The 23,099-nt window shown below is 72.4% G+C and carries 19 protein-coding genes and 1 pseudogene; 9 read left to right on the plus strand and 11 right to left on the minus strand.

Going from position 1 to position 23,099, the window contains the following annotated elements:
* Positions 1 to 169 precede the first annotated feature (169 nt).
* The 4 genes from WME89_RS35775 to WME89_RS35790 form a co-directional block, all read right to left on the minus strand.
* Positions 170 to 1,138, minus strand: coding sequence for a hypothetical protein (locus WME89_RS35775; RefSeq protein ID WP_438004127.1), 969 nt, complete (start codon positions 1,136 to 1,138; stop codon positions 170 to 172).
* 420 nt (positions 1,139 to 1,558) lie between these two features.
* Positions 1,559 to 1,978: a hypothetical protein gene (locus WME89_RS35780; RefSeq protein ID WP_438004128.1), complete on the minus strand. Its 420-nt coding sequence runs from the start codon at positions 1,976 to 1,978 to the stop codon at positions 1,559 to 1,561.
* A 7-nt stretch (positions 1,979 to 1,985) separates the two neighbouring features.
* A complete protein-coding gene (locus WME89_RS35785; protein ID WP_438004129.1) occupies positions 1,986 to 2,825 on the minus strand; it encodes a DUF4159 domain-containing protein in 840 nt (279 codons plus the stop codon).
* Entirely contained in the window at positions 2,822 to 3,457 is a 636-nt protein-coding gene (locus tag WME89_RS35790) for a hypothetical protein (protein ID WP_437619100.1), read from the minus strand. Before WME89_RS35790 ends, WME89_RS35785 begins: the two co-directional genes overlap by 4 nt.
* A gap of 165 nt (positions 3,458 to 3,622) precedes the next feature.
* Between WME89_RS35790 and WME89_RS35795 the strand changes: the two genes are divergently transcribed.
* Positions 3,623 to 5,086 carry an N-6 DNA methylase gene (locus tag WME89_RS35795; RefSeq protein ID WP_438004130.1) on the plus strand — a complete coding sequence of 488 codons (1,464 nt, stop codon included), beginning with the start codon at positions 3,623 to 3,625 and terminating at the stop codon, positions 5,084 to 5,086.
* Positions 5,083 to 6,435 (plus strand): restriction endonuclease subunit S, encoded by a 1,353-nt coding sequence (locus WME89_RS35800; RefSeq protein WP_438004131.1) that lies wholly within the window; start codon positions 5,083 to 5,085, stop codon positions 6,433 to 6,435. The genes WME89_RS35795 and WME89_RS35800 overlap by 4 nt, the downstream gene beginning before the upstream one ends.
* A gap of 8 nt (positions 6,436 to 6,443) precedes the next feature.
* Here the strand turns inward: WME89_RS35800 and WME89_RS35805 are convergent, their stop codons facing one another.
* The 4 genes and pseudogenes from WME89_RS35805 to WME89_RS35820 all read right to left on the minus strand — a co-directional run bounded on the left by WME89_RS35805 (position 6,444) and on the right by WME89_RS35820 (position 8,676).
* The gene (locus tag WME89_RS35805; RefSeq protein WP_437619103.1) at positions 6,444 to 7,121 is read right to left on the minus strand and encodes a hypothetical protein; all 678 of its coding nucleotides are present in this window, start codon (positions 7,119 to 7,121) and stop codon (positions 6,444 to 6,446) included.
* Between the two features lie 44 nt (positions 7,122 to 7,165).
* Positions 7,166 to 7,543 (minus strand): annotated as a pseudogene (locus tag WME89_RS35810) (alpha/beta hydrolase family protein); the annotation flags it as partial.
* A 33-nt stretch (positions 7,544 to 7,576) separates the two neighbouring features.
* A complete protein-coding gene (locus WME89_RS35815) occupies positions 7,577 to 7,945 on the minus strand; it encodes a TolB family protein (protein WP_438004132.1) in 369 nt (122 codons plus the stop codon).
* 431 nt (positions 7,946 to 8,376) lie between these two features.
* On the minus strand, positions 8,377 to 8,676 hold the full coding sequence (locus tag WME89_RS35820; protein WP_437660720.1) for a 4Fe-4S dicluster domain-containing protein: 300 nt from the start codon (positions 8,674 to 8,676) through the stop codon (positions 8,377 to 8,379).
* Positions 8,677 to 8,839: 163 nt separating this feature from the next.
* Between WME89_RS35820 and WME89_RS35825 the strand changes: the two genes are divergently transcribed.
* Positions 8,840 to 10,210 (plus strand): sigma-54 interaction domain-containing protein, encoded by a 1,371-nt coding sequence (locus WME89_RS35825; protein WP_438004133.1) that lies wholly within the window; start codon positions 8,840 to 8,842, stop codon positions 10,208 to 10,210.
* 85 nt (positions 10,211 to 10,295) lie between these two features.
* Here WME89_RS35825 and WME89_RS35830 read toward each other — a convergent pair whose 3' ends face one another.
* Complete coding sequence (locus tag WME89_RS35830) at positions 10,296 to 11,228, minus strand: class I SAM-dependent methyltransferase (RefSeq protein WP_438004134.1); 933 nt, start codon at positions 11,226 to 11,228, stop codon at positions 10,296 to 10,298.
* 415 nt (positions 11,229 to 11,643) lie between these two features.
* Between WME89_RS35830 and WME89_RS35835 the strand changes: the two genes are divergently transcribed.
* Entirely contained in the window at positions 11,644 to 13,428 is a 1,785-nt protein-coding gene (locus tag WME89_RS35835; protein ID WP_438004135.1) for an alpha/beta hydrolase, read from the plus strand.
* Between the two features lie 461 nt (positions 13,429 to 13,889).
* Complete coding sequence (locus WME89_RS35840) at positions 13,890 to 14,879, plus strand: hypothetical protein (RefSeq protein WP_438004136.1); 990 nt, start codon at positions 13,890 to 13,892, stop codon at positions 14,877 to 14,879.
* A gap of 248 nt (positions 14,880 to 15,127) precedes the next feature.
* Here WME89_RS35840 and WME89_RS35845 read toward each other — a convergent pair whose 3' ends face one another.
* A complete protein-coding gene (locus WME89_RS35845; RefSeq protein ID WP_438004137.1) occupies positions 15,128 to 16,114 on the minus strand; it encodes a tetratricopeptide repeat protein in 987 nt (328 codons plus the stop codon).
* A 9-nt stretch (positions 16,115 to 16,123) separates the two neighbouring features.
* Positions 16,124 to 18,244: a serine/threonine-protein kinase gene (locus WME89_RS35850; protein ID WP_438004138.1), complete on the minus strand. Its 2,121-nt coding sequence runs from the start codon at positions 18,242 to 18,244 to the stop codon at positions 16,124 to 16,126.
* A 962-nt stretch (positions 18,245 to 19,206) separates the two neighbouring features.
* On the opposite strand from WME89_RS35850, the gene WME89_RS35855 reads away from it, so the two are divergent.
* The 4 genes from WME89_RS35855 (at position 19,207) to WME89_RS35870 (ending at position 23,013) form a co-directional block, all read left to right on the plus strand.
* Positions 19,207 to 19,428 carry a hypothetical protein gene (locus tag WME89_RS35855; RefSeq protein ID WP_437303350.1) on the plus strand — a complete coding sequence of 74 codons (222 nt, stop codon included), beginning with the start codon at positions 19,207 to 19,209 and terminating at the stop codon, positions 19,426 to 19,428.
* A 238-nt stretch (positions 19,429 to 19,666) separates the two neighbouring features.
* Positions 19,667 to 21,214, plus strand: a complete 1,548-nt coding sequence (locus tag WME89_RS35860; protein ID WP_438004139.1) for a phospholipase D-like domain-containing protein — start codon at positions 19,667 to 19,669, stop codon at positions 21,212 to 21,214.
* 117 nt (positions 21,215 to 21,331) lie between these two features.
* On the plus strand, positions 21,332 to 22,639 hold the full coding sequence (gene lysA, locus WME89_RS35865) for a diaminopimelate decarboxylase (protein WP_438004140.1): 1,308 nt from the start codon (positions 21,332 to 21,334) through the stop codon (positions 22,637 to 22,639).
* Positions 22,640 to 22,644: 5 nt separating this feature from the next.
* Positions 22,645 to 23,013 (plus strand): VOC family protein, encoded by a 369-nt coding sequence (locus WME89_RS35870; RefSeq protein ID WP_438004141.1) that lies wholly within the window; start codon positions 22,645 to 22,647, stop codon positions 23,011 to 23,013.
* Positions 23,014 to 23,099: the final 86 nt, after the last annotated feature.

Below are 23,099 nucleotides of genomic sequence, written 5' to 3' on the forward strand. Positions count from 1 at the left end.
GCCGACGGACCCGGAGCGAGCCCGCACGGCGCGTCGTCTCATGTCAGAGAAGCAAGGTAAATCGCGCTCGGACAAGGCGAGGCTCTGCCGCGCTCACCCTCGTGTCGATCCCGCAGGCCCGACCTGCCGCGCGCCTCGCGGCGCGCGGCGGCAGCAGAGCCGCCCTTCGTCAATTCACGACTGGCACGAACTCCGTGCACGCCTCCTCGATCGCCGTGAGGGCGTTCGTGAGGCCGTCCTCGAGGCGCCCCTCGCACAGATCCCAGAAGAAGCCACGGTTGTCGGCGGCGAACGTGTCCACGAGCTGCTGCATGTCCTCGGCTTCATCCGCGCTGCCATAAGCACCCTCGCAATCGCTCCTCCCGGCGATGCCGAGGAACACGACGTTCTTTGCCTCGCCCTTCGTGGCGACGAGCCGGTCGTGGATCGCTCGCATCTGTTGGGACGGGACCGGCTGCTCGTCCTCGTCGGTGATCGCCACCACGACGAGCAGCGCCTCGTCGCGGAGGAACCCCGCGTTTTCGCCGGTCGCGAACGGCGGCTCCAGCGCGGTGGCGACGGAGGACGCGGGCTGCTCGTCGTCGCTGTCACCGCTGCACTGGACATCGCCCGAGTAGATATCCCCGGCGCACTGGAACTCGCCCGTGAGGTCGGTGCTCGTGCTCTCCATCCACGGCTTTCCGCTCTGGAACGAGCACTCGCCCGCGGCGCCGCGCGTGTGGAAATTCGCGGGGCTGGGGCAGGCGTCCAGCACGGCCGCGCGGAAATCTTTGATTCCGCTGATATCGAGCAGCGCCTGCGCGAACGCCGGAAACACGACCTCGCGCATCGACTCCTTTTCCTCTTCCATGCTCGAGGAGTTGTCGACCGCGAACACGACATCGACGTGCTCGCAACCCGACTTGTTCGTGCCGCCCCCCGAGCCGCCGTTCGCGCCGTTGGAGCCGTTGGAGCCGTTGCCGAAGGGGTCACCCCCGCCGCCGAAAGGGTCACCCCCCTGCCCCTGGCCGGCCCCCGCGCCGCCCGCGCCCGGGCCGCCCGGCGAGCCGTTGCTCCCGTTTGTGCCCGAGTCCCCGCCGCACCCCATGAGACCCACCATCCCTGCGCAGAGCGCCGCGCAGCATGCCCTGAGATCCATCCCGCACTCCTTCTTCTTCGGGGCGCCGTGCCCTACCCATTCGTAGCAAGGTCCCGTGCGACACCGATCGCCGGGATGTCCATGGTATCACGCGGGCAGCGCTGGCTCCAGCGGATCGGCCGAGGGCGGGGCTGACGAGCGTCGCCGTCCCCACGGGGCCTTTGCACACACGAAGAGCGGGCCCTGGTCACCCCTGTGCTGATGAGCTCGAATGTCCATGAGCGCGACGGTCGCGCGATATCGCCAGGCAGCGTTCGACGAGGCCAGCGCCATCACGGAACATTCCTCGCCCGCGCGCGCCCTGGCGTCCGCGTCCCGGGCACATGACCGCCCCTCGCCGGCGCCGCGCTCCCGGAGCGACTCGAAACACCGTGTCCTCCCCGGACAAGCACGGTTCGAGATAACGCAGCTGAGCGCCGCTCAGCCCTGTTCCGTGAGGTACCGGAGGAGCGCGGGCTCGTCGCTCGTGATCAGCCGCTCGATGCCGTCCTGCCTCGCATAGCGCTGGATCTGCATCGCGCCGACGACGCTCTGCACGAGCACGCCGACCCTGCGAAAGCCACGCAGCCAGCGCGGCCGGATGCGGTTCATGGCGGCCTCGAACGAGGGGTCGTTACGGCCTGGAGCAGCGCGCACGTCGACGAGGAGGGCATACCGCGAGCGGCCGAGACCATCCAGGCAGTGACAGAGCGCTCCCTTCACGGCCTCGAGCTCCTCGAGCGAGGCGAACGGCCTGCTGCTGCGCACGTTCCAGACGATGCCCAGCGTCGCGTCGAGCAGCACCGTGTAGTGGTCGTCCTGCCAGATCAGCTTCGGCGCTGGGGTGAGGCGCTCCGACATCGCTGGCTCAGGGCGGCCCGGGGAGCGCGGGCGCGGAGCGGGGGTGCGCGTCGTCGATGGCGCGGCGGCGCATCAGGAACGGCGCGTGGACCTGGTCGTCCTTGTAGTTCGAGCAGAGCACGTACATGGCGATGTTCACGGCGAGGCGGAACGCGCGCTCGCGCTGCGCCTCGCCGCCGGGCGTGACCTCGACGCTCGGGCCGCCGCCGTCGGAGCGGGCCAGGGCGCCGGAGAGGTCGTGGTCGGAGAAGATCACCTGCGGCATGCCGCCGCGCACGATCGCCGAGAGCTTCTGCGGCCCCTCGACGCGGCCGACCGCGCGAGGGAGCAGGTAGAACGAGCGGAAGACGACGTTCTCGGTGCCGATCGGGATGGGCGAGCCCTCCGGCAGGACGCGCGCGAGCTCGCGCCGCGCGGCGCGGCCGAACGCGCCGCTCCCCGGGGCGAAGTCGTCGACGAGGAGGACGCCGCCGAGCGCGAGGAAGCGGCGCAAGCCGAAGACCTCGCGCTCGGTGAGCGCCGGGATGTCACCCTCGCCACCCCAGAGCGCGAACGGCTCGGCGAGGAGCGCCGGGTCATCGGCGCGCACCGTGGTCGGGTTGCGGCGCGCGGGCGCGCTCGTCCGGCGCTCCAGCTCGAACGACCAACGCGCCGGCGCGCTCGCGCGGACGCCCTCCCAGCGCGCGTTGCCCGTGAGCAGCGGCCGCGGGTTCCACGCCCCCTCCTCGCCGAAGGCGCGCACGGGGCGCGGGATCGCCGAGAGGAGCAGCGTCGCGACGAGCACCAGCGCCGCGGCGCCGAGGCGGCGCGGCCCAAGGGGGCCAGCTGGCCCGATCCATCGCCTCAATCGAAGTCCTCGACCCGCCATACGCCCGCCTCGCGCCGGAGCTTCACCTCGTGCCCACCAGGGATCTGAACCGTCGCGGAGTCGCCGGCAATCTTGACCTCGAGGCCCTCGGGCTGGGCGAGCCCCTCGACCAGCGAACGGAGGTCGCTCTCGATGGCGCTGCGCGTCGCCGGCGTCAGGACCCGCAGCAGGCCGGCGTAGCTGCGGCGCGCGAGGACGCGGCGGAGCTGCTCGAGCGCCTGCTCGGGGGTGCGGCCGCCCGCGGGCAGCGCGTCGGCGGCCGAGATCCGGAAGGCGCGCTCGCGGTCGTCGAGCTCCAGCGTCGCGATCTCGCCGTCCGGATAGCGGACGCGGGCGCGGGTCTTGACCACGACCCCGGGCGCCGTGACGCTCCTGGCCTGCTCGGCGAGCTCGGCGCGCGCCTCGGCCACGCGCCGCCGCACCTCCTCGCGCGACATCGCCGTGCGGCTCCGGTCGCTCAGCATGCCATAGATGGCGTCGGCGTCGCCGCGCGCGGCCGCGTCGGCGTAGGCCTGCACCGCCTCCTTCGGGTCGGGGAGCGAGGAGGACGCGCAGGCGAGGCCGGAGAGCGGCAGGAGGAGCGCGAGCAGCGAGGTGGGGGCGCGCGGCACGGCCGGAGCCTAGTACATCGGCGGCGGCGCGTCCCGGCGCCGTGAAGGAGCGCAGCGGCCGCCGTGGGGACCTGGCCGTGGTAAGGCGGCTCCGCCATCGAGGCGGCGCTTCCCGCGCCGCGCGCCGACGTGCCTCCGCCACGACCTGACCGAAGCCATCGCCGAATGACCGACGTTGTTGGAAAGCTCTGGGGGTTCTGCCACACGCTCCGCCACGACGGCATCGACTACGGGGACTACATCGAGCAGATCACGTACCTGCTCTTCCTGAAGATGGCCGCCGAGCGCGGCCTCGATCTGTCGCGCGTCGAGCGCAGCGCGCCACGCCCGGGCTCCGAGGCGATGGACTGCTCCTGGCCCGCGCTGCGCGCGTGGAGCGGGCAAGCGCTGCTCGACCGCTACGCCGAGGTCCTCCGGGCCCTCGACGAGGCGCCCGGCGTCCTCGGGGAGATCTACGCGGGCTCGCAGCCGCGCTTCAAGAGCCCCGCGAGCCTCAGGAGGCTCGTCGACCTCATCGACGAGGTCGAGTGGACGCGCCTCGGCGTGGACATCAAGGCCGCGGCGTACGAGGGCCTCTTGGAGAAGGCCGCCGCCGAGGGCAAGAAGGGCGCGGGGCAGTACTTCACCCCGCGCGCGCTGATCCAGTCGATCGTGCGGTGCATGCGGCCGGATCCGCGGGGCAAGCCGGGCTTCGCCGTCTGCGATCCGGCGTGCGGCACCGGGGGGTTCCTCGTCGCCGCCTGGGAGTGGCTCGAGGCCGAGGCGCGCGGGGCGCTCGATCGGGAGACGGCGGGGCGGGTCAAGGCCGAGGCGTTCTTCGGCCACGAGCTCGTCGCGCGGCCCCGCCGGCTCGCCCTCATGAACCTGTACCTCCACGGGATCGAGCCGCGGATCGCCCTCGGCGACTCGCTCGACGCGCCGGCGCCCCGCGAGCGGTTCGACGTGGTCCTGACGAACCCGCCGTTCGGCACGAAGGGGGCGCACGAGACGCCGGGCCGCGAGGACTTCGCGATCGCGACGGCGAACAAGCAGCTCAACTTCATCCAGCACGTGCTGACGATCCTCAGGCCGGGCGGCCGCGCGGCGATGGTCCTGCCGGACAGCTGCCTGTTCGCCGACCAGGCGGGAGAGGTGTTCGAGATCCTCGCCGAGGGCTGCGACCTGCACACGGTGCTCCGCCTGCCGCGCGGCACGTTCACGCCGTACAGCCCGGGCGTGAAGGCCAACGTCGTCTTCTTCACGAAGGGCCGCCCGACGGAGAGGGTCTGGATCTACGACGCGCGCACGGGCGTCCCCTCGATCACCAAGAAGAGCCGGCCGCTCTCGCCGGCGCACTTCGCCGAGTTCGAGCGGTGCTACGGCGATGACCCCGACGGGCGGGCGCGGCGCGAGGCGGAGAGCTCCCGGGAGGGCCGCTTCCGGAGCCTCGAGCGCCGCGAGGTCGAGGAGCGGGAGTTCAAGCTCGACGGGTTCAAATGGCTCAGGGAGGAGTCGCCCGACGACGCCGGCGAGCTGCCCGAGCCCGAGGAGCTGGCGACCGACGCGATCCAGGAGCTGGAGGAGGCGGTCGCCGCGCTGGGCCGCGTGCTCGCGCTGCTCGAGGGCGGGGCGAAGGCGGCGGGGGGGTGAGCGGGTACCTGCCCGAGGGATGGGCCGAGACGACGCTCGCGTCGATCTGCGCGCACCGGAGCGGGAGCTCGAAGCTCATCAAGGGGAAGCTCCACGCCGAGGGGCGGCCCGGGCTCTACCAGGGGTTCAGCGCGTCCGGCCCCGACGTGTGGTGCGACGGCTGGGAGCACGAGGGCGAGGCGCTCGTGGTCTCGGCGGTGGGGACGCGGTGCGGGAAGGCGTTCCGGGCCCGCGGGCGGTGGTCGGCGATCGCGAACACCCACGTGGTCTGGCCGGACCTCGGGGCCATCGAGCTCGACTACCTGTTCCTCCACCTCAACAACGAGGCTTTCTGGGTGAAGGGCGGCTCTGCGCAGCCGTTCGTGAAGGTGCGCGAGACGCTCGAGCGCCCCTTCGCGCTGCCTCCCCTCCCCGAGCAGCGCCGCATCGTCGCGAAGGTCGAGGCCCTGCTCGCCGAGGTGAGCGCGGCGAAGGCCCGGCTGGCGAGGGCGTCGCTCATCGTCCGGCGGCTCCGCCAGGCCGTGCTGGCGTCGGCGTGCTCGGGGCGGCTGACCGAGGACCTCCGCGCGTCGGGCGCCGCTCCGTCGGCCGCCGGGCTGGCGGAGGCCCTGCTGCGCGCGTCGCCCGCGGCGCCCGGGCCGGTCGGCGACGGCGGCGCGACGCGCCTGCCGGCGTCGTGGGCGCTCTGCCCGTTCGGCGCCCTGGTCGACAACCACGATGGCCGGCGCGTCCCCCTGAGCTCCACGGTTCGAGAGGGGCGCCGGGGTCCGTATCCGTATTACGGCGCGTCGGGGATCATCGACTCGATCGATGGATACCTGTTCGATGGAGACTACCTGCTCATCGCCGAGGACGGGGCGAACCTCCTGTCCAGGAGCACCGCGGTGGCCTTCCCCGCGCGCGGGAGGTTCTGGGTGAACAACCACGCTCATGTCGTCCAGCCGAAGGCCGGCGTGCTGCTCGGGTACCTCGAGATGCTCCTGAACTCGCTGGATCTCCAGCACCACGTGACCGGCTCCGCGCAGCCGAAGCTCACGCAGGCGGCGCTCAACGGCATCCCTGCTCCGGTGCCGCCGACGGAGGAGCAGGCGGAGATCGTCCGTCGCGCGCAGGCGCTGTTCGCGCTCGCCAGCGCGATCGAGGAGCGCGTGGCCGCCGCCGCCGCCCGCGCCGACAGGCTGCCGCAGACGATCCTCGCCCGGGCGTTCTCCGGTGAGCTCGTCCCCACCGAGGCGGAGCTGGCCCGGGCGGGGGGCCGGGACTACGAGCCGGCGGAGGTGCTCCTGCGCCGGCTCCGGGGTGAGCGGCCGGGGTCCGGGGGGCGACCCGGCGCCGGCCGCGCGCCCTGAGGCCGACGTCAGCCGCGCGCCCGCTGCGCTCCGAGCGTCATCATCGCGTCCCAGAACTGCTTCTCATAGGCCTGGAAGAGCCTCGTCGTGCGGCGGATCGCCCGGGGCTCCACGCCGCGGTCCAGCCCGTCCTGCACGATCGCCACCGCGGTGTCCTCGAACGACGGCAGGGCCGCGAACGCGTCCAGGAAGGCGGTGTGCTCCGGGCCGAAGCCGTACCGCTCGCGGAGCGCCTTGCCCATCCTCCCGCAATTGAACCCCCAGGCAGGGAAGTTGATCAGCAGGGCGCACGCGATCTCGGCCGCGGAGGCGTTGGCCGCCGCCCAGGCCATCTGGGTGGCGTAGGCGAACCCCTCCGGGGTGACCTCGTAGCGATCCAGGTCGTCCCTGGTCATGCCGAGCTTCTGGCCCATGGCGGCGATCCCGCCGGGCGCCGCCAGCTCGCCCTGGAGGACGCCGCTCCAGAAATCGCGCCAGGGCGTGTCCGCGAAGCGCTGGAGCATCATCGCCATCGAGCGCAGATCGCTGAGCGCCACGTGGTGCTGGTGGCCCGGAAAGGCCTTCAGCCCCTCGAGCGTGACCTCGCCCCGCTCGAGGGCGTCCGGATAAGGGTGGGCCCTCAGCTGATCGTCGATGCTACGGAGCTCCTCGCGAATGTCCTTCACCAGCGCGGCCGCGGCCTTCATGGATGCCTCCTCCCGATCGGGGCGGCATCCTACCACCGCGCGGCTCAGCCCCTCCGCTCCTTCGCGCAGTAGCGCTCGACCCAGTCGATGAGGCGGTGGTTGTAGAACACCCGGTGGCTCGGCTTGCCGTGCTCCGCGAGGTGGTGGTCGCCGCCGGGGAAGCGGATGAACTCCACCGGCGCCTTGCCCGAGCGCACGAGCGCCGCAAAGAGCTCTTCCGACTGGCCGATCGGGCAGCGGTGGTCCTCCTCGCCGCACAGGATCAGGGTGGGTGTCGTGGCCTCGCTGGCCCAGGACACCGGGGAGAGCTTGCGGTAGAGCTCCCGCTTCTCGAACGGGTCTCCTCGCATGTCGTGCGGGTCGACGTAATAGCCAGTATCGGACGTCCCGAAGTGGGACTCGAGGTTCGCCACCGGCGCGCTCGAGACGGCGCCGAGAAGACGAGGGCGCCGCCGTCAGGCGACCAGGCCGGGAGACCGGCGCCGGACTTGAGGTCGGTCAGCCGCCTCGCCTCGCCGCCGTCGAGCCGGACCACGTGGAGCTGCGCCGGGCCGCCCCCCCCGATCCGAGAGGAACGCGACATGGGAAGAGTCGGGAGAGAAGCGCGGGCTCTCGTTCGTGTCGGAGCCGAACGTGATCTGCCGGGGCGCGCCCCCGCTCGCGGGGATCAGCCACAGGTTGGAACCATACGTGTCTGCCTCGGGGTCGATCTCCTCCAGGACGTAGACGATCCAGCGGCCGCCGTGCGAGAGGATCATCTCGGATACGAGCTTGAAGGACAGCAAATCATCCGGCTCGAAGCGGCGCAGAGGCGATTGTCGCATGCGTACAGGAAGGTTAACCACGAGGCGAAAGTCAAGCCTCCCCGGCGCAGCGGCGACCTCACGAAACCACGCGACGCGCACGCTGGACGGGATCGCTCCTAGGAAGGCGACGAATCCCCCTTAAGGAATCGCCGTCAGGCTCATGCATGCCAGTGGTGCGTGTCTGGCTTCATGACGGCACGCTGTCCGCCAAAACCCGGACACGACTGCATGGCAACATCGCTTCGCGCGCCACGTCCGCTCGATCGCGTCGATCGCGTCGATCGCATCGATCGCGTCGTTCGCGTCGTTCGCGTCGTTCGCGTCGTTCGCGTCGTTCGCGTCGTTCGCGTCGTTCGCGCGAGACGCGTCGTTCGCGCGAGACGCGTCGTTCGCGCGAGACGCGTCGTTCGCGCGAGACGCGCCCTCTCCCGAGGAGCCCGCCCGGCGCGTCAACCTCGCTGCGCGAAGAAGCGGGCGTTGATCTCCCGGTAGTGCTGCCACTCGGCCGGCAGCTCCTCTTCATCGAAGATCGCGTCCACCGGGCACTCGTTCTCGCAGGCCCCGCAGCAGATGCACGACTCCGGATCGATGTAGAGCTGGAGGCGCGCGAGGCGCGTCTTCCGCTCTCCCTCGGGGATGAGCGCGATCTCGCCGGCCGGGAGCGGCCCGTGGATGCACTCCACGGGGCAGACGGGGACGCAGGCGGTGTCGCAGGTGGCGATGCAGGGCTCGGCGATGACGTAGGCCATGGGGGTTCCTCTCCGCGGAGCGGTCGTCCGCGCTCCCACCGCTTCCGCACGGCGCGTGCCCGCGGCCGGAGCGGCTTTTCCCGGGCTTGCGCGGCCTTGTGCGGTCCGGGCAACGCTCCTACGGTGCGGCGCAACGCCATTTCGGTGGCGCCCGCCGCGCCCGATGACCGCTTCCGCCGATCGCGCCCTCCAGCTGCTCGCCGACCTCGGCGAGGCCGCGGCGCGCGCGCACACCGAGGCGACGCTCGTCCCTGCGGCGAGCGCCGTCCTCGCGCGGTATTTCCCGCTGCTGCGGCTCGAGCTCCGCCGCGGCGCGGGCGCGCCGGGCGCGCCGGAAGTCCGGCGCGGGACCGGCGGCGAGACCGTCGCCGTCTTCGCGCTCCGCGACGCGGAGGGCGCCGTCGGCTGCGCCACGATGGCGCTCGCCGGGAGCGCGGCGCCCGACCTCACGCCCGCCCTGCTCGAAGCCGTCGGCCGCCTGCTCGCCGTGGCGCTCCGGCAGGTGCAGGTCCTCGGGCGCGTCGCGGCGATCGCGCGCCGCGCGCAGGGCGAGAAGCGGGTGCTCCGGGAGGAGCTCGATCGCGTCGCGCTGCCGAGGGAGGTGGTCGCGGCAGGCCCGGCGATGCGGGCGATCTTCCAGGAGATGGTGCCGCTCGTCGCCCGGCAGGACACGACCGTGCTGGTGCGCGGCGAGACGGGCACGGGCAAGGAGGTGATCGCGCGCCGCATCCACGCGCTCTCGCGCCGCGCGGAGCGGCCGTTCCTGGCGGTGAACTGCGGCGCGCTCCCCGAGGGGCTCGTCGAGAGCGCGCTCTTCGGCCACGAGCGCGGCGCGTTCACGGGCGCCGCCGGGCGGCACCTCGGGTTGTTCGAGCGCGCGAGCGGCGGGACGCTCCTGCTCGACGAGGTCGGCGAGCTGCCGAGGGCGGCGCAGGCGAAGCTCCTGCGCGTGCTCCAGGAGGGCGAGATCGAGCGCGTCGGCGGCGAGGGCCCGGTGCGCGTCTCGGTGCGGGTGATCGCCGCGACGCACCGGCCGCTCGAGGCCATGGTGGCGAGCGGAGCCTTCCGCGACGACCTGTATTACCGGCTGCAGGTGTTTCCGATCGTCGTCCCCCCGCTGCGGGAGCGGCCGGAGGACCTGGAGCCTCTCACCCGCGTCATCGTGGAGAAGGTCGCTGCGAGCTTCGGCCGGACACCGCCGCGGGTGAGCGCCCAGGTGGTGGCGCGCCTGCGGGCGCACGACTGGCCGGGCAACGTGCGGGAGCTGGAGAACGTGATCGAGCGGTCGATGGTGATGTCGACCGGGGACGAGCTCGTCCTGTCAGCGCCGTTCACCGCGGCGCCCCGGGCGAAGGGGCGTGTCATGACCTACCGAGAGGCGACGCAGCGATGCATCGAGGAGGCGCTCCGGGCCTCGGGCGGGAAGGTCTACGGAGAGGGCGGGGCCGCGGCGGCGCTGGGGCTCAAGCCGACGACGCTGCAAAGCAAGATGAGGAAGCTCGGTATCCGGAGAGAAGGCGGCGAGGAGGGCTGACGGAGAGCGAGGCGCGGCCAGCCCTCGGCTGGTCCGCCGTCATCGCTGGCCGTCAGCGCCGCGGCTGCGTCGCGCTGCGACCACGTCAACGCTCCGCGACGGCGAGCCGCTCGACGGCGCGGATGCCGCGCTGCGGGGGCCAGTAGCGCGCGGCCCAGTCCACCGCCGACTCGTCGGAGAGCACGCGGAAGCCGTCGCGCGCGAGGAGCGCGTGCATGGCGTCCCGGGTGAGCGGCGCCCGGATGGGCTCGCCCAGCGAACGAAACACGCCCTTGATCAGGCGCCGCGACCAGACGGGGAGATCGTCGTCGGGCAGCATTCCGTAGGTCAGCGCGATGCGGCTGCCGGGCGCCGAGAGGGCGGCTGCGAGGCGCAAGGTGCCCTCGACGGCCTCGCGCGTCAGGTACGGGGTCACGCCCTCCCAGATCCAGAACGCCGGCTCGGCGGGGCGGAAGCCGGCCGCCAGCAGCGCCTCGTCGAGCCGGTCTCGCTCGAAGTCCACCGCGACGCGCGCGAGCCCGGCCGCCTTGAGCTCCGCCGCGTGCACGGCGCTCCCCGAGCCGCTCGCGCCGCCGCCCGCGCGGTCGAGCGAGGCGAGCCGGTCGGCCTTGTAGCGATGCGTGCTCGGGTGATCGACCTCGAAGACCTGGACGCCGGCGAGCTCGGGGAGGCGCATCGCGCGGCTGTCCAGGCCGGCGCCGAGGACGACGAGCTGGGACGCGCCCCGCGCGACCGCCTCGCGGAGGGCGTCGTCGATCGCGCGGGTGCGGAGCGCGACGTGGTAGCTCACGCCGAGCAGGGCGAGGCCGAGCCCGCGGTGAACGGCGCGGGCGCTCGCGTTGGCTGCGGGCGAGCCCGCCGACAGCGCCAGCGCGCGCGCCGGGAGCGCGAGCGGCCACGGGACGAGGCGCGCCGCGAGCGGGTCCGGCGCCAGGCGGTAGGGCTCGGGCATCTCGGTGTAGAGCGCCCGCAGGGCGGCGACGATCGAGGCGGTGAGGCTTGGGCGGTGAGATCGCACGACGAGGCCTTGGTTCGCTGGGTGCCGCCAGGGAGCTCCCGCGGCGGCGCCCAGCGTACATGCCGCGCCGCCCTGGCGCCCGTCGCCTCCTCGACCGCAGGCGGGCGCCGCCGGATCAAGCCGACCCGGACGACATCGGCCCGGCGTTGTTACCCTCGGCAACACCCGTGCGGTGGCGCGCTGTGACCGCTGAATCACACGTCGACGACCCCGCCCGCTCTCACGCCGCGCGCGAGCGCACGCCCCGCGCGTGGATCCGGGCGTGGAGCGCAGCGAGCGCGCCCCCTCATGGGCTGCACCGGATCTTGCCTGTAGCGCGGCCGCGGGCCTGCAGGGCACGCAGAGGCGTGCTGAAACTGACGATTGCCCTTCACGTGAGGTGCGGGGCTGCATGCATCCTTCAGGAGGTTCGAGCATGAGAGCGAAACTGGCTTACGGCGCGATGGTCGTGTTGCTTGCGCGCGGAGCGCTGGGATGCGGTGACGACGCGGAGCCCGGTGGAACCGAGGCGTCGAGCTCCTCGACCGGCGGGACCGGGGGCGACGGCGGGACCGGGGGCGACGGCGGGACCGGGGGCGACGGCGGCAGCGGGGGCGGCGGTGGCGCCGGCGGCGGCGAGCAGATCGCGTGGACCCCCTGCCCACTCTTCACGGACGGCACCGGCGAGGACGCCGAGTGTGCGGAGATCCAGGTCCCGCTCCGCTGGGACCAGCCGGAAGGCAAGACGATCCCCTTCTTCGTCAAGCGGAAGCTCGCCGCGACGCAGCCGAGCCGCGCTCAGCTCTGGCTCCTGAACGGCGGGCCGGGCTACGCGGGCGCCGATTTCGAGCCGCTCGTGCAGGCCCTCGCCGGCATCGATCCGGCGCTCGACATGTACATGCCGGACCACCGCGGCACGGGCCGCTCGAGCCGCCTCGGCTGCCCGGCCGGGGAGACGCCGGAGAGCGAGCTCGGCAGCTACCTCTCCGACGCCGAGGTGGTCGCCTGTCTGCCCGAGATCAAGGCCGAGCTGGGCGACGACCTCGAGGGGTACAACGTCACGAACGCCGCGCGAGACGTCGGCGAGATCATCGAGCGGACGCGGGTCCCGGGCAGCGACGTCCTCGTCTTTGGCGGCTCCTACGGGACGGTCTGGGGCCACCGCTACCTCCAGCTCTACCCCGACCAGCCGGCGGCGGTGATGCTCACCGGGGTGGCCGTCAACGCGCCCCTCTCGGAGATGGATGTCTGGCTCAACGATCTCGGCCAGCGATACATGACCGCCTGCGGCGCCGATCCCGCGTGCTCGGGCAACCTCGGCGCCGATCCGTGGGCGACGATGACGCAGACCCTGGACGCCTTCGAGGAGGGGGCCTGCCCTGAGGTGGCCGCCCTCGGCTACAGCCGGTCGATCTTCCAGACGGTGTTCGCGCAGTTCCTTTATCAGTGGGCGCCGCGGCCGCTCATCCCGGCGCTGATCTACCGGCTGAGCCGGTGCTCTCCCGCCGACGTCGGCGCGTTCGCCCACCTCGCGGCGCTCCTGCTCGCGCCCCTCCCCGAGCCGCTCTCCCCGACCCTGCGGTTCTACTCCCCGGTGCTCCGCAACAACATCATGCTGTCCGAGCTCTGGGCCGACCCGCCGCCGCCGGCGTCCGACGTCGAGGCCTTCCTCGCGCAGGCCAACGTGGCGCTCGGGCTGACCGACGATCTCGCCGCGCTTCACGAGAGCTGGCCGCGGTACACCCCCGACGCCCACGCGGGGCAGTGGGCCGCGACGAGCGTCCCGCTGCTGCTCTTGCACGGAGAGCTCGACTTCATCCCGAGCGCGGTCCCCGAGGCGCTCCAGCGCCACTTCACGGGCCCGAACCAGACCCTCGTGATGCTGCCGCGGGCCCCCCACGTCCTCGAGAGCCCGACCGACCTCATGGGCGGCTCGTGCGACCTGGATCTCATGCTCCAGTTCCTCGCCGATCCCGAGGCGCCACTGGACACCTCGTGCACGGAGGAGGTCCTGCCCCTCGACTTCAGCGTCCCACCGGACCTGAGCGCCGCTTACCTCGGCACGCAGGACGCCTGGGAGGGCGATCCGGGCGCGGAGCGGCGCGCGCCCCCGGCGTCGCTCGCGCCCTCGCCCGAGCAAGCGCGCACGGTCGCGCGCATCCGCGAAGCCCTGCGCGGCCCGGGCGGGCGCCGCGCCCTGCCGAGCGCATTCCTCCCGTGAGCAGCGCGCTTCACCGGACCGCGAGGCGGACCGTCGCGCGTCCGGTGGAGCGCCGTGCGCGGGCGGCCGAGCGCGGTCATGCAGTGAGCCGAGGTCGTCGCCACTCCCACGCTCGCGCTCCGTGAGCGAGGTCGAGCCGCCCCGGCGAGCGGCGCGCCGGACTCGAGAGGACAGCGCATCGCGGCGGCGCGATGCGCGCCAGTCGCGATGCCCCCCCGCGGGAGCAGGCGAGACGAGACACAGCTCCGCGCGCAGCCAGTCGGCAATTTTACAACAAGCCTGGACACCGAAGAACGGCTCCCGGGGCGCGGCGAGTTCTGCTAAAAGCTAAAAGCTGTTGGCTGCGTCGAGCGCTCGTCGCGCCTCGGCGCGAGCAGCAAGTCCTTAGAATTAACGGCGAACGTGCCGCGCTGCGCAGCGCGCAGCTCCGGTGAACGGGCCGATACCCATCGAGTGTCAACATGACTTTTCATCGCGAGACCGCACGCTTCACCCTGGTTGGGATCTCCTGTCTGGCCCTCGCCGCTGCGGTGGCGGGCTGCACGGGCAGCTCGGACGGCTCGGACACGGGGGGCGCCGGCGGCAGCGGCGCGGGGACCGGCGGCGCCTCGAGCGTGAGCTCGGGCACGGGCAACCCCAGCACCACCAGCGGCACGGGCAACCCCAGCGCCACCACCACCAGCGGCACGGGCAACCCCAGCACCACCACCACCAGCGGCACCGGCGACCCCAGCACCACCACCACCACCAGCACCGGCGATCCCAGCACCACCACCGCGACCACGGGCGCGGGGACGCCGACCGGCGCGTGCCCGCCGAGCGCGACGTTCTGCTCCGATTTCGAGGGCGCAGGGCTCCCCGAGGGCGCGACGTACCGTCCCTCGTACCAGGCCGCAGAGGCGTTGAACAATATGGAGATCGACGCGTCGACCTTCCACGCCGGCGCGCACTCGCTGCACGTGAAGCCCGGCGGCAGCGGCTACGACTGGAGGATGCTCTCCGTCCCGGCGCCTGGGCCGAAGTTCTGGGCCCGGCTCTACGTGCGCAGCAGCGTGGATATCGGCCAGGCCGAGCACAACGCCTTCTTCCAGGCCATGACCGGCAACGGCGATCCGAACGAGGGCCACAACGTGGAGGTCGCCGAGCAGTTCTGCCAGGTCCTCTTGAACCTGCACGACGCCCTGGTCCTCCAGGAGGGCGCCACCGCGATGTGCGGGAGCGGCACGAAGCTCCCCGCGAACACCTGGCATTGCATGGAGGCCTATTTCGACGGCACCCAGGGCGACGTCCAGGTCTACGCCAACGGCACCAAGATCATCGACAAGACCGGCTGGGACAAGCTCGACTTCAAGACGTTCAGCTTCGGTTACCTCGGCTTCCACGGCCCCGCGCGGTCGATGTGGTACGACGACGTGGCGGTCGCGCCGGAGCGGATTGGCTGCGGCTCCTGAAGTCTCTTGACGTCTCTTGACGTCTGTTTGCGTCTCCGCGCGCCGGCGCACCGACCGGCCCTGCCCCCCGGCTGTCCTCCCCTTCTCTCTCTTTCCCTCCTGCTCCACGCTCCTCCGCGTACCGAGCGGGTCTCACCCGCACAGGAGACGGGCCCAGATCGGCGTTTTCGGCGCACAGGCGTGCTCCAGCACGCCGAGCACCGAAAACGTCGAGGTGGGCCCGTATCCGAAGCGGGTGAGACCCGCTCTCAGAAGGTTACGCGCAGTCCGATGGATCCCGGTCCGAGCACGGGTGTCAGCGCCGCGCTCGCGCCCGCCGTCGCGTTGCGCGAGGGCAGCATCAGCAGGCCGGCGACGCCGACGCCGGCGCCGACCGCGAGGACCGCGAAGCCGGCGTTCGAGACGTTGGCCAGCGTCTTCGCGGTGCTGAGCTCGTCGCCCCAGCTCGGAGGGCAGCCGTCGTCCGTGCACACCTCGGCGAGCGCGCTGGACTTCGAGAGCGTGAGGGCGCCCGCGACCGCTCCGACCACCAGGCCGACCGCGCCCACGCTGAACCCGATCGCCATCAGCGTCGTCCCGGTGCTGTCCGCCGGCGGCTTCGGCTCCCGCGGCCGGGGCGCCGCCGGCGCGCGCGGCGCGAGCGCGCCCTGCGGCGCGTCCTCCAGCGCCGGGATGGTGACGACGATCGAGGCCTGCTCGGGCGGCACCTCGACCGCCGTCGACCACGCCTTCTTCCCCGGCGCCGCGGCGGCGACGCGGTGTCGGCCCGGATCGATGGGGAACGGCGCGTTCAGCGCGGCGGCGCCGTTCAGCGGCTCGCCATCCAGGGTGAGGCTCAAGCTCGCGGGCGGCGCCTCCATCTTGAGCTCGAGCCGCGCGAGCCGCTCCTCCAGCGCCGCGCGCTGCGCGCGCGCGAACGCCTCACGCTCGGGCGGGCCCTCGCGCCGCGCGACCTCCTCCACCGAGCTCAGCTCGGCCCAGGCCGTCGCGAGCTTGCCCACCTTCTCGTGGCACACGGCGAGGTTGAGCAGGGTCCCGGGCTTCGGCTCGAGGCGCTGGCTCTCCTCGAACTTGGCGCACGCCTCGGGGTACTGACCTCTCTTGAAGAGGTCGCGCCCCTGCCGGAAGAGCGCCTCTGCCATCGGCTTGACCGCGCGCTCCGCGGACGCCGCGCCGGAGAGCGTGACGGCCCCGAGCAGCACGCCGGAGCCGAGGAACGAGAGCCCTCTCTTCATCTCGCCGGATCACTCACGTTGGTCGAGGAGCGTGTCGAGGCCGCCGTGGGACAGCGGCTTGTCGCGCGCGGCGCTGGGGCCCCGCCGCGGCGCCGGCAGCGGCGCCAGGGTCACGTCCATCTTGCGGTCTCGGTCGGGACTGAGCTTCACCCTCGCGTCCTTGAACCCTGGCTTCCGCAGGACCAGCTCGACAGGCTCGCTCCCGCGCGGCAGCGCGAGCGGCGCGCTGGAGCTCCCGACTCTCCTGTCGCCGATCCAGACGCTGGCGTCCGCGGGCCGCGTCGACAGCCGTACCGCGACCGTCTCCGCCGGCGGGGCGCTCACGGGCGCCTGGGGCGCGGCGCTCACGGGCGCCGGGGGCGCGGCGCTCACGGGCGCCGGGGGCGCGGCGGGGGCGGGGGCGAGCGCCATGGCGCTCGGCGCGCCCAGCGGCGGGAGCCCCGACGGCCGCCCGACCGCCCATGCCAACGTCGCCGCGAGGAGCCCTGCGGCGGCCCCGATCACGAGCTTCCGGCGCCTCGCCGCCGCGACCCGCGCGACTGGAGCGGAGGACGGCGCCTCGATCGCGGCCACCTCGCGCGTCGACGACCGGCCGTCCGCATCCGCTGCGCGCGCCGCCTCCGCTGTGCGCGCCGCGTCCGCTGCGTGCGCCGGGTCCGCTGTGCGCGCCGCGTCCGCTGTGCGCGCCGCGTCCGCTGTGCGCGCCGCGTCCGCTGTGCGCGCCGCGTCCGCTGTGCGCGCCGGGTCCGCTGTGCGCGCCGCGTCCGCTGTGCGCGCCGCGTCCGCGCCGACGGCGGTGTGCTCCGACGGCAGGGTGGACGTGTCTCCAGCGCTCGCCGGCGGCTCGGGCGCGTCCTCCGTGGCCGGGAGGGTGGAGCTCGGCAGCGTGCCCGAGAGCTCCGACGCGGGGACCGTACCGGCATCCGAGCTGTCCGCGGCCCAGCGCTCGATGGTCGCCGCGGGCCCGGTCGCGATGATGGAGCCCGTCGTCGGGGCGATCGCGTCCTCCGTGGCCGAGCCCGCCGTCTCCTCCGAGGTCCACGTCCCGCTGTCGCTCCCCTCGCCGCCCATCACCGAGGCCACCGTCTCCTCCGAGGTCCACGTCGCCCTGTAGCGGCCCTCGCCGCCCATCATCACCGAGGCCACCGTCTCCTCCGAGGTCCACGTCGTGCTCGTCGCGCTCGCGGGCGCCGCGCCGGGCTCCTCCGGCGCGCGGGCCCGCCCGAGCCCGATCTTCCGCGCGATCTCCAGCAGGTCGGCCACCGCCTTGCTCGCGCTCGGAGGCCTGTCGCTCGCGCGCTTCTCGAGCATCGCGAGCACCGGCAGGTCGAGCTCGCGCGGCAGGTCGGCGCAGACGCTCGACATCCGCGGCGGCGGGTCGGACGCGTGCTTGCACATCAGCTCCACCGCGGACTCCCCGGTGAACAGGGCCTTTCCCGTCAGCATCTTGTGGATCATCACGCCCAGCGCGTAGATGTCCGCGCCGGGCCCTGTCTTCTGCCCGCGCGCCTGCTCGGGCGCCATGTACTGCGGCGTGCCCAGCACGACCCCCGTGCTCGTCTCCTCCGGGCCCTCGCTGTACGCGAGCTTCGCGATCCCGAAGTCGAGCAGCTTCGGGAACCAGGTCCCGTCGCGCTCCGCTGCGAGGAAGACGTTGTCGGGCTTCAGATCCCGGTGCGTGATGCCGGCCTCGTGGACGGCGTCGAGCGCGTCGGCGATGCCGCGCACGATGGGGACGATGGTCGGAAACGGCAGCCGCCGCCGGCGCCGGCACAGCTCGCCCAGCGTCATGCCGTCGAGCAGCTCCATGACGAAGTAGTGCCGCTGCAGCCCCGGCAGCACGCCGAACGAGAAGATATCGATGATGTTGCGCTGGCGGATCGTGTTCACCGCGCGGGCCTCGGCGACGAACCGGGCGATGGCCTGAGGCTGCGCGGCGAACCGCCGGTTCAGGACCTTGATCGCGACCTTCTTGCCGATCAGCGGGTGCTCGCCGGCGTACACCTCTCCAAACGTGCCCGCGCCGAGCTTCCGCGAGACGCGGTACTCGCCCACCATCGTGTCCGCGGCGAGGAGCGGCTCGGCGGGGAGGCACAGCTCGGCAGGCAGGAGCGGACTGCCGTCCGCCACACACGATGTAGCGCTCTCATCGTACACCGCACCGCACTTGGGGCACGTCGCCATACTGAGCCATGGAAGCTAGGGGTCGCGTGGTCCTGGCTGCCCCACGCGGGGCAAGTGGTGATGCAAGCCCCAGCGTATCGGGGTCGCGTGGTCCTGGCTACCCCGATCCCGGGCGCCTCCCGCCGCGCCGGCTCGCCGCCTCGCCGCTTCGCCGCTCCGGAGCGCCGCGACGCCCGCGCGGCTCGATCGCATCCGAGCGCCGGGCACGAGCAGGAGGTCCCGCATCCCTTGCGGATCGAGCCGCTGGGGACACTGCAAGCCGCAGCGCAAAAATTCGTCCCACATTCAACCATCATGTTGCCCGAGCACCCCGCGTCTCTGCACTTCAGCAAGAAAATGCCGCCCAAAATGCAACACACGACAGGGTCCCGGCAGCCGCCGCCATCGCAGAGGGCCTCGCACGGATACGGCTCCATGCAGACCACGACAGCGCCGTTGCCCATCTCGTTGCACTCGAGCAGAGCCGGGGGACTTCAGCGTGTCGAGCAGCACGGGACGGTCGCACCTGCCCTCGATATCGCACTTCATGACGCACGTGTCCCCGTCGCAGTCGCACCTGGTGGTGCCGGTGCTGCTCGAGCTCCTGGTGGTGTTGCCGCTGCAAGTTCCCCGGGCGCCTCGGGGGGCGGCGCTCTCGCGGGCGGCGCGGGCGCCAGCTCGACGAGCCCGCTCCGCCGCCGGCCTCCCGGCACGGCAAGCGCGCGCGGCGGCGGCGACGGGCGCGCTTGCCGTGCCGCGGCGCCGGCGCCATACCGGCGCCATGGCCGAGGTGGCCAGCGCGCCGCGGGCGTGGGCGTCGCGCCCCCGGCGCGAACCGTGCTGTCAGCCGTGAGCCATGACCGTGAGCCGCAGAGGAACGAGGAGCGCACTGACGGCCTGACCGTGATGAAGGCGCGAAGGTAGATACCATGCCGGACCTTGTTTTCCGGGATTTCCCCGACAATACACCCATCCCAGACGACTGCTATAGCTGCGACGGTGCGCCGGACTTGGCGGCGTTGCTGGAGTGGATATGCCCCGATCTCTCGCCCGATGAGGCGGAGCGGCTCGCCGCGATCGGTGAAGCGAGCGATCTCCGACCGGACGTGGTCAGCCTGAAGCGGCTCATCGAAGAGCACGCGAGGCCGTAGGCGCCGCGTGACGCGAAGACCCACGCGACCCACGCGACCCACGCGACCGAGAAGGACCAACGAGGCTGGCCGCGGAGCGAACCCGTGACGACTTGGTGCCAGGTGTCTGACGTGCGATCCTCGATGGCGCCACCGCGCCTTGCGCCGCCCCGTTCTCACCGCGCGACGGCGGCAGGTCCACCCCGACGCGAGAGCGATGCCCTGGCAGGGCGCCTCGCGTGCCGCTAAGGAGGGGGCGATGGCGAAGATCATCGACCCTCGGCGCCACACGTGGTGCGACACCCCGGTGGACAGCATCGGCCTGCTGGTCGACGCCGACGAGTATTACCCCGAGTTCTACCGGGTCGCCTCCAGGGCGCGGCGGTACCTCCTCCTCGCCGGCTGGCAGTTCGACAGCGACGTCGCCCTGCTCCGCGGCGGGCGGGAGGAGCAGGTATCGAGCCCGATCACGCTGCTGAAGTTCCTGAACCACCTCTGCGAGATCAACCCCGAGCTCCAGGTATACATCCTCGCCTGGGACTTCCACCTCGTGTTCGCGCTCGAGCGCGAGTGGCTCCAGCAGCTCGTCTTCGAGTGGACGAATCACCGCCTGCACTTCCTCTTCGACTCCACCCACGTCGAGCGCGCCTCCCATCACCAGAAGTTCGTGGTCGCGGACGGCGAGCTCTCGTTCCTCGGCGGCCTCGACCTGTGCGACCACCGCTGGGACGACCGCAGCCACGCGAACAGGAACCCGTTCCGCGTCAGCCGCGGTGAGCCGCACAAGCCGTTTCACGACGTGCAGGCCTACCTGCGCAGCCGCGCGGTCGCCCGGGCGCTGACCGAGATCTTCACGGATCGCTGGCGGCGCGCCGGCGGCGTGGCCATGACCCTGCCGGACCTCGAGGGGACCGAGCCGACGTTCGCCGACTACCGGCCCGAGGGCGGCATCCCCCTCGAGACCGGGCACGTCACGCTGAGCCGCACCGACCCGCACGGCTCTCCGACCGGCGCCGAGCACTGCACCGAGATCCGCGACATCTACCTCGACGCCATCGGCGCCGCCGAGCGCTTCATCTACATCGAGACGCAGTACTTCAGCTCTCAGGTCATCGCCGACGGGATCGAGCGGCGGATGCGCGCCGAGGGCCGGCCGCTGCTCGACGTGGTGCTCATGCTGAACATGGAGGCAGAGACCATGAAGGAGCAGATCGCCGTCGGGCTCTCCCAGGCCAAGATGCTCGGCAAGCTGCGCGCGGTGGCGGCCGAGACAGGCCACCACCTCGGCGTCTACTACACCCTTCCGGCGTGCGGCGAGGACGAGACGGCCGAGCGCGCCACGTACATCCACTCGAAGGTGATGATCGTGGACGACCGCTTCCTCACGATGGGCTCTGCCAACCTGACGAACCGCAGCCTCTCGATCGACACGGAGATCAACGCCTCGGTCGAGGCGGACGACCCCGACGACGCCCTGGGCCGCTCGATCCGCCGGGTGCGCGCGTCGCTCATCGGCGAGCACCTCGGGGAGCTCGAGTTCGATAGGGCCGACGACCTCGTCGCGTACCTCGACGGGCTGGCGAGCCCGCCGACCGGCCCGCGCACGCCCGGCAGCTCGTGCCGCCTGAGGCTCCACCCCTCGCCCACGGCGGACGAGCGCGCGCTGCTCGAGGTCATCGACCCGCAGCAGCTGCCGTTCGATCCCGCCGCGGTGGAGGACATCGACAAGCGCCACGGCTCGCTGTTCGTGGGCGGGCTCGGCGCGCTCTGGCGCCACCTCGTCAGCAGCCTGACCGCCGAGAGGTAGGCGCGCCCGCGCCGTTGCCGACCGTCGGTGGCACATGGTATGCTGGTGTATTAAGGACGACCGAGAACGGTTTCTCGAGGTCGGCTCGCACGCTGGAGCGTTGAAGCGACGAGGAGTATGCAAGAGGCAGAGATCACGATCGGGGGCATTTCGGTCCGCGAGCTCGCGGAGCAGTACGGGACGCCGCTCTATGCCTACGATGCCGAGCGCATCCGGGAGAACTTCCGTCGACTCACGCGGGCTCTCCGCAGCTGTTATCCGGAGGTGTCCGTCTTCTACGCCATCAAGGCGTGCAACAACCTGGAGATAGCGAAGCTCCTGGTCGAGCAGGGCTCGGGGGTGGACGCCGCGAGCCCCAACGAGATCCGCCTGGCGCAGGCGCTCGGGCTCTCGGGCGAGCAGATCATCTATACAGGCAACAGCCTCTCGGACGAGGATCTGGCCGCGGGGCTGCGGGCCGGGGTCATCTTCAACGTGGATGATCACGGAGTCCTGCGGCGCCTCTTCGCGCTCGGGCGCCCGCGCTGCATGTCCTTCCGGATCAACCCGAGCGGCGAGGACATCGCGACGCCCGACCTGAAGCCGTTCGCCGGCCCGTCCGCGAAGTTCGGGATCCACCCGCGCTACGTGGAGGAGGCCTACCGCACCGCGCTCGAGAACGGGGTCGAGCGGCTCGGGGTGCACATGATGCCTCACTCGCAGGCGAACAAGCCGGAGAGCTTCGCGCACGTGACCGGCAAGCTGCTCGACCTGATCGGCCCGGTCGCGCGGAAGCTCGGCTTCGACCTCGCGTTCCTCGACATCGGCGGCGGGCTCGGCATCCCCTACCGGAGGGAGCAGCCGGCGCTCGACGTCGAGGCCGTGGCCCGCGAGATCGCGGCGATGGTCCAGAAGAAGTGCGCCGAGCACGGCCTGAAGATGCCCCGCCTGGTCATGGAGCCGGGGCGCTACTTCGTGGGCGACGCGGGGTACGTGATCGGACGGGTGATCTCGATCAAGCAGGGATACAGGACGATCATCGGCACGGACATCTCGATGAACACGATGGCGCGCCCGGTGATGTACGGCGCTTACCACGAGGTGCGGATCGACGGCCGCCGCGGCCGGACCGCGCCGATGGCGATGACCGGCCAGGTCTGCGAGAACACCGATATGTGGATCAGCGAGCGCGAGTTCCCCGCGGACGTCGCCGAGGGGGACGTCGTCGTCCTGATGGACGCCGGCGCGTATGGCCACGTGATGAGCTACGACTACAACGGCCGGCTGCGGCCGGCCGAGGTGCTCGTCGACGGCGGCCGGAGCCGGCTGATCCGGCGGCGCGACACGTTCGAGGACATGGTCTCGCGGATGTGCCTCTCCGACGAGATCCAGGAGCGCCTGCGCGCGGCCGCCGCGGAGCCAGCGGGCCAGGCCGGCCGCGGCTGAGCGCGATGCCGTTCACGTTCGTCTGCATCGACCACGTGCAGCTCGCGATGCCTCCCGGGCAGGAGCCGCGCGCGGTGGCGTTCTACCGGGACGTGCTCGGGATGGAGCACCTCCCCAAGCCCGAGCCGCTCGCGTCGCGCGGCGGCGCGTGGTTCCGCGCGGGCGCCGTGGCGGTGCACCTCGGCGTGGAGCACGACTTCCAGCCGGCGCGCAAGGCCCACCCTGGCCTCGTGGTGAAGGGCATCGACGACATCGCGGCCGCGCTCAGGGCCGCGGGCCACGACGTGCGCTGGAGCGACGAGCTGCCCGAGGTGAGGCGGTTTCACACGGACGATCCGTTCGGGAATCGCCTCGAGATCATCGACGGCGGCTGAGGCGCCGCGGGCCGGGCGGCCTGCGGCGCACCTCGACCGGCGCGGGGAATGGCCATCGATTCCGGCCGCGATCGTGCTCACGGGAC

Source organism: Sorangium sp. So ce321 (assembly GCF_051530195.1).
Lineage (GTDB): Bacteria > Myxococcota_A > Polyangia > Polyangiales > Polyangiaceae > Sorangium.